Here is a 13,957-nt window from a genome sequence, read left to right as displayed (position 1 = left end):
GGCTACACTCCCCCTTCGCGAAGCAGGTCCAGGTACACCTCTTCCAGGGGCCGCTGCGCCGGCACCGCGCTGTGCACCCGCGCGCCCGCGCCCACCAGGCACGCCAGCACGTCCGGCGCATGCGAGTCATCCTCCAGCATGACGCGCAGCCGCATGCCCTCCGTCAGCACGTTGGGCGCGAAGGGCAGCGACGCGAGCACGTTGCGGTAGCGCTCCGCCTCACCCTCCACGCGCACCTCCAGCGCCTGCCCCGCGCGCCGCAGCTCGCGCACCGGCCCCATCAGGAGCAGCCGCCGCTTCACCACCGCGACGCGCTCGCACAGCCGCTCCACCTCCGCCAGGTTGTGCGAGCACAGGACAATCGTGCGTCCCTCCGCCGCCAGCTCCGCCACCGCGTCGCGCACCGTGCGCGCGGACTCGGGGTCCAGGCCACTGGTGGGTTCGTCGAGGAAGATGACCTTCGGGTCATGCACCAGCGTGCGGACGATGGCCAGCTTCTGGCGCATGCCCTTGGAGAAGCCGCCCACCGGCTCCAGCTCGCGGTCGCCCAGCCCGAAGCGCGACAGATAGTGCCGGGTGCGAGGCCACGCCTTCGCCTCGTCCAGCTCGTGCAGCTTCATGAAGAAGCGCAGGTTCTCCCGCGCGGTGAGCCGGTCGTAGAGGCCGGGCTGCTCGGTGAGCAGTCCCACCACCTTGCGCAGCGCCTCGCCGTCCCGGTCCACCCGGTGGCCCCACACGGACACCTGACCCTCGCTGGGAGTCAGAAGGCCGGTGAGCATGCGGACCGTCGTCGTCTTCCCGGCGCCGTTGGGGCCGAGCAGGCCGAACACCTCGCCCGGCCGCACGTGGAAGGTGAGCCCCTCCACGGCGACGCGTTCGCCGAAGCGCTTGCCCAGCCCCTGGACGTCGATTCCGCTCAATCGATGGTCACCAGCACGAACTTGTTGTTGATGTCCCGGTCCACGGGCGTGACGACCTTGTCCGGGCCCACCGCGTTGCGCAGCGTGGCGAGCATCTTCTGCTCGGCGAGCACCCACTCGCGCCCGGGCCGGGCCACCAGCGAGCGCAGCTTCGCGTTGTAGTCCCCGCTGCGGTACTGCTCCACGGTGTTGCTGGAGTAGAGCGTCTCGCCGCGCCAGTTCATCAGGTACGCGACGATGGGCTCTCCTTCCTGCCGCTGCGCGTAGTAGCGCCAGAACAGGTCGCGCTGCGTCCAGTGGTGGGACAGGTCCACCCAGTGGTTCCAGTTGAACCAGAGCGCGAAGCCCGCGGCCAGCATCCAGAAGGTGCCGAACAGCATGGTGCGCGCGCGCATCAGCGTGGCCACCACCGCCATCGCGCCCGCCACCGCGAAGACGAAGCCCAGCGCGCCCTTGACGTTGACGGGCTCCGACAGCGAGCGCAGCAGCGAGTCCTCACCGGCCGGCGCCTTGAACCCGCGCACCGCCATCACCACGCCCACGACGGCCACCACGCCCGCCATCAGCTGCAGCGACGAGCGGCCCTCCGGCTCCGACTTGAGCGACTGCCACCCGAGGAACGCGGCCGCCGCCGCCACCGCGACGCCGATGAGGCCCGTGGCGGACACCTTCGCGCCGGAGGCCACCGCGGTCAGCGTGGCCGCGCCCGCCAGGAGCAACAGCAGCGCGACCGCGCGCGAGCCCGGCGTCACCTTCTCCCGCGTCTTGGGCGAGAAGGCCTCGAAGGAGAGGTAGACGCCGAACGCCAGCAGCACCAGCGTCACCAGGTCGCCGGTCCACAGCGCGCGGGAGAAGAAGGCGATGGGCCGGGTGACGAGGTCCTGGGGATAGGGGCGCTCGTAGTTGTAGACGAACAGGTCCGTGAAGTTCTTCGGGTTCTCCGCCAGGTCCTTGCCCACGAGCACGAAGAGGACCAGGCCGAAGATGAGGCTCACCGCGTGCGTGGGGATTCCGTCCTCCCACAGCCGGTCGATGAACAGCGCGATGAGCACCGCGAGGCCCGGCAGCACGGGGAAGACGTAGTGGTGGAACTTGGTGGCGCTGGAGGCCAGCAGCCAGAAGGCGAAGGCCACCCAGATGACGGTGATGAGCGCCAGGTGGTCCGACTTCTTCTCCGAGCGCAGCTTCAGTTTCGCCACGACGGAGAACGCGCCGGGCAGGAGCGCCACCCAGGGGAAGATGCCGAAGCCGCCCTGCTCGATGAAGTAGATGAACGTGCCGCCCGGCGTGGTGGTGTGCACGCCCGCGGTGAGGCGGTTCAGGTGGTCGTGCACGAAGAAGCGGTACCAGAAGAGCTTCCCTTCGTCGTCCACGCTCTTGAAGAGCGACATCACGACGTACCAGGGCGCGGCCACCGCGAAGAACACCAGGATGCCCGTGCCCAGCTTCATCTTGAACATCTGGCCCCAGAGCACCGGCATCGGCTGGCGCCCCTCGCGCACGTCCTTGCGGAAGCCGCCGTCCGTCAGCCAGCGCAGGTGCGCGTCCAGGCTCGCCCCGTCCCACGGGATGACGGCCAGCGCCGCGTAGAGCACCAGGATGACGGCCGGCAGGCCCACGCCAAGCAGACCCTTGGCCAGGGTGGACAGGCCCGCGAAGAAGTAGAAGCCGTACCACCACGCGGCGCGGTGCTTCGTCGAGTCATCCAACTGACCGATGAGCGCGCACGCCATGGCGCAGACGAACGTGGTGACGAAGGGCGTGTCCGTCACCGTCTGGCGGGTGAGCAGGAAGTACAGCGGCATGGTGGCCAGCACGAAGCCGGTGGCCAGACCCGCGCGGCGGCTGACCACGCGCGACACGGCGAGCGACAGCAGCGTCACCGCGGTGATGCTCAGGAGGACGAAGGGCACGCGCATGCCCCACTCGGTGTACAGGCCCAGCGCGCCGCCGGATTGCACGGTGCCCACCACCTGCATGCCCAACGCCTGCATCCACATGGTGAGCGGCGGCTTGGAGAAGAACCACGCGTTCTCCCAGAAGGGGAACACGTAGTCGCGCCGGACGATCATCATCCGCGCCACTTCGCCGTAGTGCGTCTCCCAGCAGTCCCACAGGCCCACCGCGCCCAGGTACGGAAGGAAGAGCAGGGCCGCGAAGAAGGCCGTGGACGTCACCACGCGCCAGGTGGTCGGCAGCGCCAGCCAACGCCGCATCCAGGGCGCCGAGAGAAGCTCCTTGCCGAGGATGGACTCGGCGAAGGTCTGCGCTTGCTGCTGTTCCTGCTGTTCGCCGTCGCTCGCCACGGGTGATGGGCTCCTTGAGTCGTTTCGGGCGGTTGCCTGCGCGTCACGGGCAGGACGCGGCCTTATAACCCCGCCACTCCCGCCGGTCGACCTCCGCCGGAGGCACACCGTGCGGGAGCTTGCGCGCCATTGTGCAGGAGCCTGCACGGAAGAGGGAGGCCCACATGCCGCGAGCCCGGGGAGCGGCCAGGGGCACGGGCCTTGTAACGGCCGCCTCCGTCCGGTTCGCGGAGGCTCCATGCTCGTGTCAGCGGTGACGTTGGGTTGTGCCTTGTTGCTCGCTCAGTGGGAGGGAGCGCCCCCCGCCGGGCCCCCGCCCACCCAGGGCAGGGATGCCCCCGTGCGGCCCACGCCTCCCCTCCTCACGCCGCCCCCCTTCGAGCCTCAGCCCGCGGACGGGCAGCCGACCCACCGCGATGAAGGCGCCCCTCCGGTGACCCCGGTATCCGAGGGGACGCCTCCTCCCGACAGCGAGCCCGCCCCCACGCCTCCGCCCTCCGAGGGACAGGGCCGCGCGCCCGACGAAGCGACGGGGCCGCTGTTCGAACGCACCCCGGACGAAGGTGCGCCCCTCGTCGCGTCCGCCATCCAGCCTCCGGCCGACCCACTGCCCATGCAGGACCCGGAGCGACCCGTGGTGTGCCTCACGTTGCCACCCACACCCGCGGTTCCCTCGGGGTACTGGAGGGCCCAGTGCGATACCCGCGAGCGACGCTGCCTCATCGCCCCGCAGCACGAGCTGGACATGGACGGGCGGGAGACGGACCGGATGCTGGAGCGCGCTCGCGGCTGCATCCTCGAGCGTGACACGTCCATCCCCGCGCACGTGCTGCGCCAGTATCGGCTGGAGCCCTCCATCGCGGACGCGCCGCCCGGCTGGTATCGCGATGAGCGCGGCCGGGTGATGCAGTTCAACTTCGACCTGCACCGACGCATCTGGTTGGGCGGCGCGTGGAGCCCGCTGTGGCGGGAAGGCGTCCCGCGCGAGGACCGCGTGCGTCTGGACTTCGGCATCGCGTTGGAGCTCGCCGACGACCGGCACCTGCACCGGCTGCGCATGCTGGAGACGGAGGTGATGTTGGGGCAACGGACGCTCGACTCGACGCTCTTGCGCTACGACTTCAGCGTCGAGCGCGATGACCCGCTGTTCCGCATCACCACGTTCTTCGGCGAGCCGCGCCGGTATGACATCAGCCTCGACATGGGCCTGTGGCTGGAGGCGCTGCGCGTGGAGGAGGTGGAGCGCGGTGAGCTGCAGGGCGGCTTCCTCACCTGGGGCAGCGTGCATGCCACCCTGGACTTGTGGCACTCGCGCGACATGGTGTCGTACGTGCGCGTGCGCGCGGGCCCGTCCGCCGAGCGCGACTACGAGAACGACGTCAACTCGCTCGTCCCCGGCGCCGTGCTGGAGGCGGACCTCACGCTGGACCGGGATGGCTTCCATCACCTGCGCCTCGGCGTGGAAGCGGAGAAGGTGCTCCTGTCGCGCGCCATCCTCGGGCGCCCGTTGAGGCCGGAGCGACTCAAGGTCTCCGCCGGCTACGAGCTCATCCTCATCGCCATCAACGACCAGCCGCTGTCGCTGGTGGTGGATGCGGGCGGGATGTGGCGCAACGACATCCCCTACCTGCCGCAGCGCTGGGAGTGGTCCGCCTCCGCGGGGCTCCGCTTCTCACTCTGGGCTCCCGCGCGCCGCTCCGCGCCCAAGGCCCAGCAGGCGCGGGACTGAAAGCCCGTGCTCGCGCTCGGTCTCACCTTGCTGCTGACCATGGCCCCCACCCCAGGCGTGGACACGCCCCACGTCGACCCGTGTGCTCCACACGACGCGCTCGGTGACCCGTTCCCCGTCTGCTTCGACCCGGGCGAAGGGCTGGTGGTGGGCTCGGGCGTCGTGATGAACGACGGCGTCCAGGCCCTGTCCCTGCGCGCGAGCGTGCGTCTGCGCAGCGGCCGCACCAGCCGGAGCAAGGGCACCCCGTGGTTCAACAACCATCGACTGGTCGACGTGGAGCTGTGGGACGGCGCCCGTCGCGGCCTGTCCTTCACCGCCTATGACGGACTGCTGCGTCGCCACCTGGAGGAGGGCTTCATCCTGATTCCCACCGCGCGCCCGCTGCGCATCCCCTTCCCGTTCGACGTGACGGTGGCGCTGCGCGCGGCCCACCTGGAGCGCCGCGTCTGGGAGGGACCGGGGTGGACGTTGGAGACCGGACGCGTGGGGCTCCTGGTGGACCCGATTCGCTCGGAGACCGAGCGCGTCTGGTTCGGCGTGGGCCCCGTCGCGACCCACACGCTGCGCCATTCGCGGGACGGCACCTCGCAGGAGCTGTCCCCCTTCACCTCGTTGATGTTCGACGGAGGGCTGGAGAGCGAGGACGGGCTGTGGGCCTTGCGCGCCTCGGGGCTCGCGGGATGGACGCACGGCGTGGATGGAGGCACCTCCTTCCGCATGCGCGCGGACGCGTCACTGGAGCGGGTGTTCCTCGCCGTGGCGGACCAGCCCGTGGCGCTGCGCCTGTCCGGCGGCGCCGTCCAGGGCGATGCGGGCCTCTTCCGACGGGACACGTGGACGGTGGGCGCGAGCCTGGTGGTGCGGGCCTTCAGCGCGAGGTAACAAGGCCCACGGTGTGCCAGCGGGGCTGTCAGCCCGCGAGGCACGTGGCGTCACCAGGGAGCCCGCCCCTCGTGGCGGCGCGATGGGAGGTCCGTCATGGAGAGAAAGCTCGTCTCGATTCAGCGCATCGACCACCTGGAGGACATCCCCGGAGCCGACAACATCCTGAAGGCGCGGGTGATGGGCTGGGACGTGGTGGTGAGGAGGGGCGAGTTCGCTCCCGGGGATGCGTGCGTCTTCTTCGAAATCGACAGCCAGCTTCCGGAGGGCAAGGCCTGGGCGGAGTTCCTCCGGGCCCGGAGCTTCCGCGTGAAGACGGCGAGGCTCAGGGGCGTGTTGTCCCAGGGGCTCGCGCTGCCGACCTCCATCCTGGGTGGCGAGGTGCCGCCCATCGGCACGGACGTGAAGGACGCGCTGGGCGTCGTGAAGTTCGAGCCCACGCCCTCCGAGGGGAACGACGTGGCCGGTCCCTTCCCGGGCCAGGTGCCGAAGACGGACGAGATTCGACTGCAGTCGGCGCTGGGCGTGCTCGACGAGCTTCGGGGCCTCGACTTCTACGTGACGACGAAGCTGGACGGCACCTCGTCCACGTTCTTGCGGACGCTGGAGGGTGAGCTGGTGGCGTGCTCGCGCAACTGGGCGTTGAAGCCCGGCAAGCACCCGGCGTGGCGCGTGGCGGAGAAGTACGCGCTGGCCACCGTCCTGCCACCCGGCTTCGCCATCCAGGGAGAGCTGTGCGGACCGGGCATCCAGAAGAACCGCCTGGGGCTCGACGCGGTGGACCTGTTCGTCTTCAGCGTCCACGACACGCGCACGGGCCACTTCCTGGGCCACGCGGAGCACATCGCCTTCTGCGAGCGGCACGGGCTGCGCTCGGTGCCGGTGGAGCACGTCGTCACGGGCGACGCGGCGCGCACGTTCGAGCACGGTCTGGAGCACTACCTGCGACTGGCCCAGGGCCTCTACCCCGGGACGAAGAACCGCAAGGAAGGCATCGTCGTCCGGCCGCTCGTCGAGCGACAGTCGCCCACGCTGGGCGGCGGCAGGCTGTCGTTCAAGGTCATCAACAACGACTTCCTCCTCAAGGACGAGGAGTGAGCCGGCTCCCCCCTTCCAGGATTCCGCCTGGACGCGGCGACTCCTGGGAGGGATGGGGCGCGGAGGTCTCCAGCACCGCGCGCAACGCGGCCTCGGCGGCACGCAGGCGCGCATCCTGCGGGTCCACGCGCCGCGCCCGCTCCAGCCGCTCCAGCGCCCGGGGGAGCGCGCCCCGCGACAGCTCGCAGCGCACGCCCGCCTCGAGCGCGCCCGTGTCGGAAGGGCCGTAGACCTCCGCCTCGTCGGCCGCGTGACAGCCCTCGTCCACGCGCCCGGCATCGAGCAGCGCCCGCGCCAGCTCCACCCTCGCGCCGACGTGTGAGGGCGACAGGCGCACCGCCTCCGTGAGCGGGACGATGGCCTGCCTCGACGCGCCCAGCCGCCGCAGCACCGCGCCCAGCTCCCGCTGCGGTCCCGCGGCGCCTGGAGACAGGAGCGCCCGTCCCCGCGCCTCGCGCAGCACCGAGGGCTCATCGAAGCGCAGCTCCGCCACCATCCGGCTCACGATGTCCTGGTACGCGGGCCACTGCGCGGGCCAGATGAAGACCAGCCGGTAGACCCACTCGCCGCGCGGCACGAAGAAGGCGATGAGCCGCCTTCCTCCCGCCGGCCCGTCCAGCTCCGCGCGCAGCCTCAGCGCGAGCCTGCCGCCTATCTGCGTGCTCTGGGGGCCCTGGATAGAGAGCGTCCGTCCCTCGGGTCCGGGCACACCGAGCGGCAGCGTCTCCTCCTTGAAATGCCGCGCCTGCGCGAGTCCGTCGCCAGGCTCCCCCGCCTCGATGGCCTCCGCGGAGAACGTGGCGCGCCCCAGTCCCGGCAGCCCGTTGGAGAACGTGCGCCGCCCCTGCCCGTCCACCTCGCCACTCCATCCTTGGGGCATCATCACAGCGACGCCGAAGCCGTCATCCCGCTCCATCCGCCAGCCCGAGCGCTCCGCCACCACCGCCGTCGACACCGCGATGGCCGCCAGGACGCCGACCACCGGCCGCGCCACTCCCGGCCGCGTCATGCCCTCCAGCTCGCGCGGCTCCAGGAACGCTCCGGCGAGCAGCCCCGTCACCAGGCCGCCCAGGTGCCCGGCGTTGTCCACGCCCACGGATGTCCAGCCCATCCAGAGAAACACGAGCACCGTGGGAATCGCGCTCTCCCCGGAGAGCCAACGCACGCGGAAGGCGGCGTGTGATCGGTGACGGCGTCCGAGCACGAGCAGCGCGCCCATGCATCCATAGACGAGCCCCGACGCGCCCACGCTCACCGCGCCAGACCAGGCAAGCGAGCTCGCCATGGTGGTGAGCCCCGCGGCCACGAGCAGCGCGACATAGTCGCGACGTCGGCAGACCTTCTCCAGCGCCACGCCCGCGGCCACCAGCACGACGACGTTGAGGGCCAGGTGCAGCGCATCCCGGTGCAGCAGGTTGGCCGTCGCCAGACGCCACACCTGCCCCGCCTCCAGGACGAGCGGCCCCGCCTTGGCGCCCCAGCGCACCAGCGCGTCCACGTCGACGGGGCCCCGCATCACCAGGGCGCCATGGACCCCCAGAAGGCCCCCCACCAGGGTCAGCGTGACCCAGGGAAACGCCCGAGCGCCCCCCTGCCCGGCCGCTTGACCGATGGACAACAGGCCCGGCTGCCCCACCTGCTGGGGAGAAAGTCCTGTCATTTGAGGGGGATGCATGACTTGTGGTTTGAAAGGGCGTTCTGCTATGACTGTACGCGGATCGGACCCGTGCTGAAGCTCATCATCGAAGACGACGAGGGGCGCAAGACCGTTGTTCCCTTCGTGCGCGACGAGATCACCATCGGCCGTCAGGAGGGAAACACCATCCGCCTGACGGAACGTAACGTGTCTCGTCGTCACGCACGACTGGTGCGGTTGAACGGCCATGTCGTGGTGGAGGACCTGGGTAGCTATAACGGCACCCGGATCAACGGCGAGCGTATCGCGGGTCAGTCGCCCCTGAATGAGGGCGACCTGATCCAGATCGGCGACTACGACCTGGCACTCCAGGCCGAGGGCGCCGCGAACGCCGTAGGCCCCATCACGACCAAGGTGCCCGCGCGCCGGCAGGAATCAGAGCCCGACGAGCCCGAGGGCTCCGAGGACGAGTCGCCCGGCGACGGGGAGGAGAACGACCACACTCCTCCGTCCCTGGACGGCGCGGACAAGCGTCGAAACTCCACCTCCATCATCCGGTTGGATCATGTGGAGGCGGACCGCCCGCGAAAGCTGGAGGACATCGACACCAAGGACGCGCCGCGTCTGGTGGTGTTGACCCCGGACGAGCTGCGCGGTCAGGAGTTCGCGTGCATCCGGACGGAGCTGCGCATCGGCCGGACGGACGACAACGACATCACGTTGGATCATCGCTCGCTGTCGCGCACGCATGCCAAGCTGGTGCGCGAGAACACCGGCGAGTGGCGTGTCATCGACATGCAGTCCGCCAACGGGATGACGGTCAACGGCGAGAGCTACGCCCAGGCGACGCTGAACAGCGGCGACGTGGTGGAGCTGGGCCACGTGAAGCTGCGCTTCCTGGCCGCCGGTGATGCCGCGGACGAGGCCGAGGAGCAGGGCGCCAGCGAAGGCGGCATGTCGAAGCTGCCGCTGGTCGCCGGGCTCGTCGCGCTGCTGCTGGGTGGCGGCGTCATCTTCTGGATGTACAAGCAGGGTCAGCTTGGTGGGGGGACTCCCCAGCCTGTCGACCCCGTGGCCGTGGTGCCGAACACGAAGCCCGTGGATCCGCCCCCGGTGGTTCCGGTGAAGCAGCCGCCCGAGGACGTCAAGCCGCCGGAGACGGTGGCGCAGCCGGAGACGCCTGCCGCGCCGGCGAAGCCGACCTACAAGGAGCTGATGGACAAGGCCCGGGCCGCGTTCGACAGCAAGGACCTGGAGCTGGCCGAGAGCACCCTGGCGGAGCTTCCCGAGGGCGACAAGTCCCGGAAGGAGGCCAAGCAGCTGCAGGGCAAGGTCGACTCCGAGAAGAATGCGCAGGCTCAACTCGAGAACGCGCAGAACTCACTGGGCGCGGGCAAGCTCGAGGACGCCAAGAAGTCGCTGGATGCCGCCGCCAGCACCGAGTTCTTCAAGGACCGCTACGCGGAGCTGAGGAAGCAGGTCGGGGCGCTCGAGAAGAAGCAGCAGGATGAGGCCGCGGCGGCGCAGGCGGCAGCCCAGGCCCAGAAGCCCCCCGCGAACACCCCGCCCGCGAACGCCAAGGAGCCCGACAAGGCGAACGTCGAAGACCCCACCATCGAGTTGGTGAGCAAGACGCGCGAGCTCCTCAAGCAGCAGAACTACCGCGAGGCGCTCACCTTCGCGGAGAAGTGCGCGAGGGTGAACGACTCGAACGCCGACTGCCACCTCGTGCTGGGAATCACCCGCGCACGGCTCAACGAAATCGACGAGGGGGCCAAGCACTACCGAAAGTTCCTGGAGCTCGCCCCGGCGAATCACCCCTCTCGCAAGGGCGTTACGGATCTCCTGAAGGCGTACGACAGCAACCGATAGCAGAAGCTCAAGGGAGGCGGACCATCCCCCATTGGCTGCGCGTGCTCGCCCCCTCCCCGAGCCCCAGCTCGACGACGTTCACCTGCAGCGAGGAGACGCTGTGCAGATTCGCATCCTGGTGGTTGATGACGAGCAGGACAACTGCGACTACCTCAAGCTGGTGCTGACCCGCGAAGGCTACGAGGTCGTCACCACGACGGACCCCACGCAGACGGTGGAGATCCTCCGTGGCTCCGACTTCCACCTCGTCATCCTCGACATGATGATGCCGCAGATGTCGGGGACCGAGGTGCTGGAGCAGATCCGCAAGTACGACACCGACGTCGCCGTCATCGTCGCCACCGCGTACCCCACGGTGGACACGGCCGTCGCGTCGCTCAAGGCCCAGGCCTCTGACTACGTCAAGAAGCCCATGGAGCCCGAGCAGTTCATCTCCGCCGTCCGCAACGCCCTCCAGAAGAAGGGCCTGTCGCAGGACCCGGAGGCGGATCTCCACCGCGCCATCGGTCGCACCATCCGCGACGCCCGCAAGACGCAGGAGCTCACCCTCAAGCAGCTCGCGCGGCGCACGGGCCTGTCCGTGTCCCTGCTGTCGCAAATCGAGCGCGCCGAGTCCTCGGCGTCCATCTCGTCGCTCTACAAGATCGCCTCCGCGCTCCAGCTGCGCATGGGCGAGCTGTTCGGCGACACCTGAAGCACCCCCACCGCCTCGCCGGCCGCTCCAGTCTCTAGCGGCCGGTGAAGCGGGGCGGTCTCTTCTCCAGGAACGCCGCCCGCCCCTCCTTCGCGTCCTCGCTGGCGAACGCCCTCGCGCGCAGCTCCCGGAGCCGCGCCCGCTCCGAGTCCCCGAGCGACGAGCGCCCCAAGAGCCCGAAGGACTCCTTCATCCCCGACACCGCCCCAGGCGCATGCCCCGCCAGCGTCGTGCACAGCGCGTCCGCCCGCGCCTCCGCGTCCTCCTCGCACGCGTCCAGCAGCCCCCAGTCCAGCGCCTCGCGCGCGTCCAGCTTCCTCGCGGTGAGGAACAGCTGCTTGGCCCGCGACAACCCCACCAGCCGCGAGGCTCGCGCCAGGCCCTCCGGCGAGTAGACGATGCCCAGCTTCGCCGGAGGCATGAGGAAGACCGTCTCCGGCGCGCCCACGCGGAAGTCACACGAGGCCGCCAGGTCGAACCCCGCCCCCACCGCCGCGCCGCGCACCAGCGCCACGCTGGGCGCCGGGTGCCGCTCCAGCTTGAGCAGGCAGTCCACCAGGATGTCGTCCGGGAGCCGCCCGTCCTCCCCGGGAGGCCCCAGGTGCGTCAGGTCATAGCCCGCGCAGAACGCCCCGCCCGCGCCTCGCACCAGCAAGGCGCGCACGTGCGGCGCGGGCTCCAGCGCCGCGTCCAGCCGCGCCAGCATCGCGTCGTTGAGCGCATTGCGGCGGGCCAGGTTGGAGAGCGTCAGCACCCGCACGCCGTCCTCCCGGTCCTCCACCTCCACCCCGGGTGACTTCTCCATCGTCATGGGCTTCGACTCGCCTCCACACACGGATTTCGCGCGCGAACCTCCCACGCTTCCGCCCCGGGATGCCTCAGCAAATACGGCCGTCCGCGCGCACCCACACCTCGTCGCGGGGGCCCTGCTCCCCTGCCCGCTCGACGGGCGAGACACCGTGCAACAGGTCCCTACAATCCAGTAAATTTGCGGCTGTAGGAGGGCATGGCGTACCTTGTCACACCGTGAAGCCCTCCTCTTCCTCAGGCACTGGTGTTGGTGTGGTCGACCTCCATGGCGCGCGTCGCGCGCGGCGGATGGACCTCTACCGTGGCCGTCACGCGGACCGCGTCCGCGGAGTCCGAGGCACGCTCGAAGCACTCACTCAGAGCGGCACCCTCTTCACCCAGGACGGCACGCGCCGCGGCCTGTCGCTGCTCAAGGCCCTGCAGCTGTTGCAGCGGGCCGGCGCGCGACTGGAGGAGCTGTCGGGGAGCGGTGTGATTCCGGCGCCCCGCAAGCAGGAGCGCATCGACGCGCTGTACGAGGAGCTGGACACGCTCTTCGCTCGCGCGGACAAGCTGGCCGGGCGGGACGAGGCCAGCGTGGCCCAGCTCCCCGCCCGCTAGTCCTTCGCGGGGACTACGGCAGCTCCGTCTGACCCTGCCGGCGCAGGAACGTGGGGATGTCGAACTGGTCCTCGTCCAGAGGCAGCGCCGACTCCTTCACCACGGACGTGCGGTTGCTGATGCTCTTGCTGGACTCCACCGGAGCGAGCGGACGCGGCGCGCTGCCCTTCGCGGGGACCAGGCTGGCCACCTCCTCGCGCGCGCCAATCAGCACCGACTGCTGCGGCGAACGGGAGAGCGGGACCTGGACCACCGGCGCCACGTTGCGGACCTTGGGCGCATCGCGGTGCACGAAGCCCGTCGCGATGATGGTGATCTTCACCTCGTCCTGGATGTTCTCGTCGATGAGCGAGCCGAAGATGATCTCCGCCTCGCTGTCGGCCGCGTCGTGCACCAGGGTCAACGCCTCGTTGACCTCCTGGAGCGTCATGTCCCGGCCGCCCGTGATGTTGATGAGCAGGCCCGTGGCGCCGTCGATGGAGACGTCCTCGAGCAGCGGGCTGGAGATGGCCTGCTGCATGGCCGTCAGCGCGCGCTTGTCGCCCGACGAGTTGCCCGTGCCCATGAGCGCCAGACCCTTGTCGCTCATGATGGTCTTCACGTCGGCGAAGTCGACGTTGATGTAGCCGTGGTACTGGATGAGGTCGCTGATGCCCTGCACGGCGTTCAGCAGCACCTCGTCCGCGCGCTTGAAGGTCTCCAGGAGCGGCATCGGCTCGTTGGAGAGCGACAGCAGCCGCTGGTTCGGAATGGTGATGAGCGTGTCCACCGCGGCCTTGAGCTCCACGATGCCCTGCTCGGCCTGCTTGCGGCGCTTGTTGCCCTCGAAGAGGAAGGGCTTGGTGACGACGCCCACCGTGAGGCAACCCAGGCTCTTGGCGATGTCCGCGATGATGGGCGCCGCGCCCGTGCCGGTGCCGCCACCCATGCCCGCCGTCACGAAGACCATGTCGGCGCCCTCGAGCACCGCGGCAATCTGGTCCCTCGACTCCAGCGCGGCCTCGCGGCCCATCTCCGGGTTGGCGCCGGCGCCCAGACCCTTGGTCAGCGTCTGCCCCAGCTGCAGCCGCGTGGGCGCCTTGCTGGCGGCGAGCGCCTGGATATCGGTGTTGGCGGCGATGAAGTCCACGCGGTCCAGCTTGGACATGATCATCGTGTTGACCGCGTTGCAGCCTGCCCCACCTGCCCCGACGACCCGAATCTTGGCGGCCTGCTTGTTCTGATCGAACTGGTCCATACGCGGTCCTTTCGGCAGGCGTCGCGCGATGCAGCGCGCGGGCCTCCAACCTCCACAATCATCAGCAAGTCCCGATCTTTGGCAAGTATTCCGCTACGCACATGTAGCGGGATGAGGCGGCACCGAGTCCTGACGCGCACTTACGCAGCGGCGTCGGCAGCAAGCAGCGT

11 protein-coding genes are annotated in these 13,957 nt (G+C 69.9%); 6 read left to right on the top strand and 5 right to left on the bottom strand.

The features are described from left to right. Positions 1 to 2: 2 nt before the first annotated feature. Together OWM54_RS31985 and OWM54_RS31980 are read right to left on the bottom strand one after the other, a co-directional pair. Entirely contained in the window at positions 3 to 920 is a 918-nt protein-coding gene (locus tag OWM54_RS31985; protein WP_223745202.1) for an ABC transporter ATP-binding protein, read from the bottom strand. Then, on the bottom strand, positions 917 to 3,226 hold the full coding sequence (locus OWM54_RS31980; protein ID WP_223745201.1) for an ArnT family glycosyltransferase: 2,310 nt from the start codon (positions 3,224 to 3,226) through the stop codon (positions 917 to 919). The genes OWM54_RS31985 and OWM54_RS31980 overlap by 4 nt, the downstream gene beginning before the upstream one ends. Before the next feature lie 433 nt (positions 3,227 to 3,659). On the opposite strand from OWM54_RS31980, the gene OWM54_RS31975 reads away from it, so the two are divergent. From OWM54_RS31975 to OWM54_RS31965, 3 genes are all read left to right on the top strand, one after another. Next, positions 3,660 to 4,955, top strand: a complete 1,296-nt coding sequence (locus OWM54_RS31975; RefSeq protein WP_267699918.1) for a hypothetical protein — start codon at positions 3,660 to 3,662, stop codon at positions 4,953 to 4,955. A gap of 6 nt (positions 4,956 to 4,961) precedes the next feature. Beyond that, the gene (locus OWM54_RS31970) at positions 4,962 to 5,840 is read left to right on the top strand and encodes a hypothetical protein (RefSeq protein WP_267699917.1); all 879 of its coding nucleotides are present in this window, start codon (positions 4,962 to 4,964) and stop codon (positions 5,838 to 5,840) included. 96 nt (positions 5,841 to 5,936) lie between these two features. Beyond that, a complete protein-coding gene (locus OWM54_RS31965; RefSeq protein ID WP_267699916.1) occupies positions 5,937 to 6,938 on the top strand; it encodes an RNA ligase family protein in 1,002 nt (333 codons plus the stop codon). On the opposite strand, the gene OWM54_RS31960 is transcribed toward OWM54_RS31965, so the two are convergent. Further along, a complete protein-coding gene (locus OWM54_RS31960; protein ID WP_267699915.1) occupies positions 6,922 to 8,598 on the bottom strand; it encodes a rhomboid family intramembrane serine protease in 1,677 nt (558 codons plus the stop codon). The genes OWM54_RS31965 and OWM54_RS31960 overlap by 17 nt on opposite strands. Positions 8,599 to 8,664: 66 nt before the next feature. On the opposite strand from OWM54_RS31960, the gene OWM54_RS31955 reads away from it, so the two are divergent. Further along, the gene (locus OWM54_RS31955; RefSeq protein WP_267699914.1) at positions 8,665 to 10,446 is read left to right on the top strand and encodes an FHA domain-containing protein; all 1,782 of its coding nucleotides are present in this window, start codon (positions 8,665 to 8,667) and stop codon (positions 10,444 to 10,446) included. Positions 10,447 to 10,546: 100 nt separating this feature from the next. Beyond that, complete coding sequence (locus OWM54_RS31950) at positions 10,547 to 11,140, top strand: response regulator (protein ID WP_046715490.1); 594 nt, start codon at positions 10,547 to 10,549, stop codon at positions 11,138 to 11,140. Between the two features lie 34 nt (positions 11,141 to 11,174). Here the strand turns inward: OWM54_RS31950 and OWM54_RS31945 are convergent, their stop codons facing one another. Next, positions 11,175 to 11,951: an enoyl-CoA hydratase/isomerase family protein gene (locus OWM54_RS31945; protein WP_267699913.1), complete on the bottom strand. Its 777-nt coding sequence runs from the start codon at positions 11,949 to 11,951 to the stop codon at positions 11,175 to 11,177. A gap of 251 nt (positions 11,952 to 12,202) precedes the next feature. Between OWM54_RS31945 and OWM54_RS31940 the strand changes: the two genes are divergently transcribed. Then, positions 12,203 to 12,550 carry a hypothetical protein gene (locus tag OWM54_RS31940; protein ID WP_046715492.1) on the top strand — a complete coding sequence of 116 codons (348 nt, stop codon included), beginning with the start codon at positions 12,203 to 12,205 and terminating at the stop codon, positions 12,548 to 12,550. 13 nt (positions 12,551 to 12,563) lie between these two features. Here OWM54_RS31940 and ftsZ read toward each other — a convergent pair whose 3' ends face one another. Next, entirely contained in the window at positions 12,564 to 13,787 is a 1,224-nt protein-coding gene (gene ftsZ, locus OWM54_RS31935) for a cell division protein FtsZ (RefSeq protein ID WP_046715493.1), read from the bottom strand. Between the last annotated feature and the right edge of the window lie 170 nt (positions 13,788 to 13,957).

The sequence above is a fragment of the Myxococcus sp. MISCRS1 genome (assembly GCF_026626605.1).
GTDB classification, from domain to species: Bacteria; Myxococcota; Myxococcia; order Myxococcales; family Myxococcaceae; genus Myxococcus; species Myxococcus fulvus.
The sequence above is the reverse complement of the archived record's forward strand: the minus strand, read 5'-3'. Positions and strand labels throughout refer to the sequence as shown.

Coding starts and splice junctions, on each gene's coding strand:
- OWM54_RS31965 (WP_267699916.1), top strand. CDS start 5,937: ATGGAGAGAAAGCTCGTCTCGATTCAGCGCATCGACCACCTGGAGGAC.
- OWM54_RS31960 (WP_267699915.1), bottom strand. CDS start 8,598: ATGACAGGACTTTCTCCCCAGCAGGTGGGGCAGCCGGGCCTGTTGTCC.
- OWM54_RS31945 (WP_267699913.1), bottom strand. CDS start 11,951: ATGACGATGGAGAAGTCACCCGGGGTGGAGGTGGAGGACCGGGAGGAC.
- ftsZ (WP_046715493.1), bottom strand. CDS start 13,787: ATGGACCAGTTCGATCAGAACAAGCAGGCCGCCAAGATTCGGGTCGTC.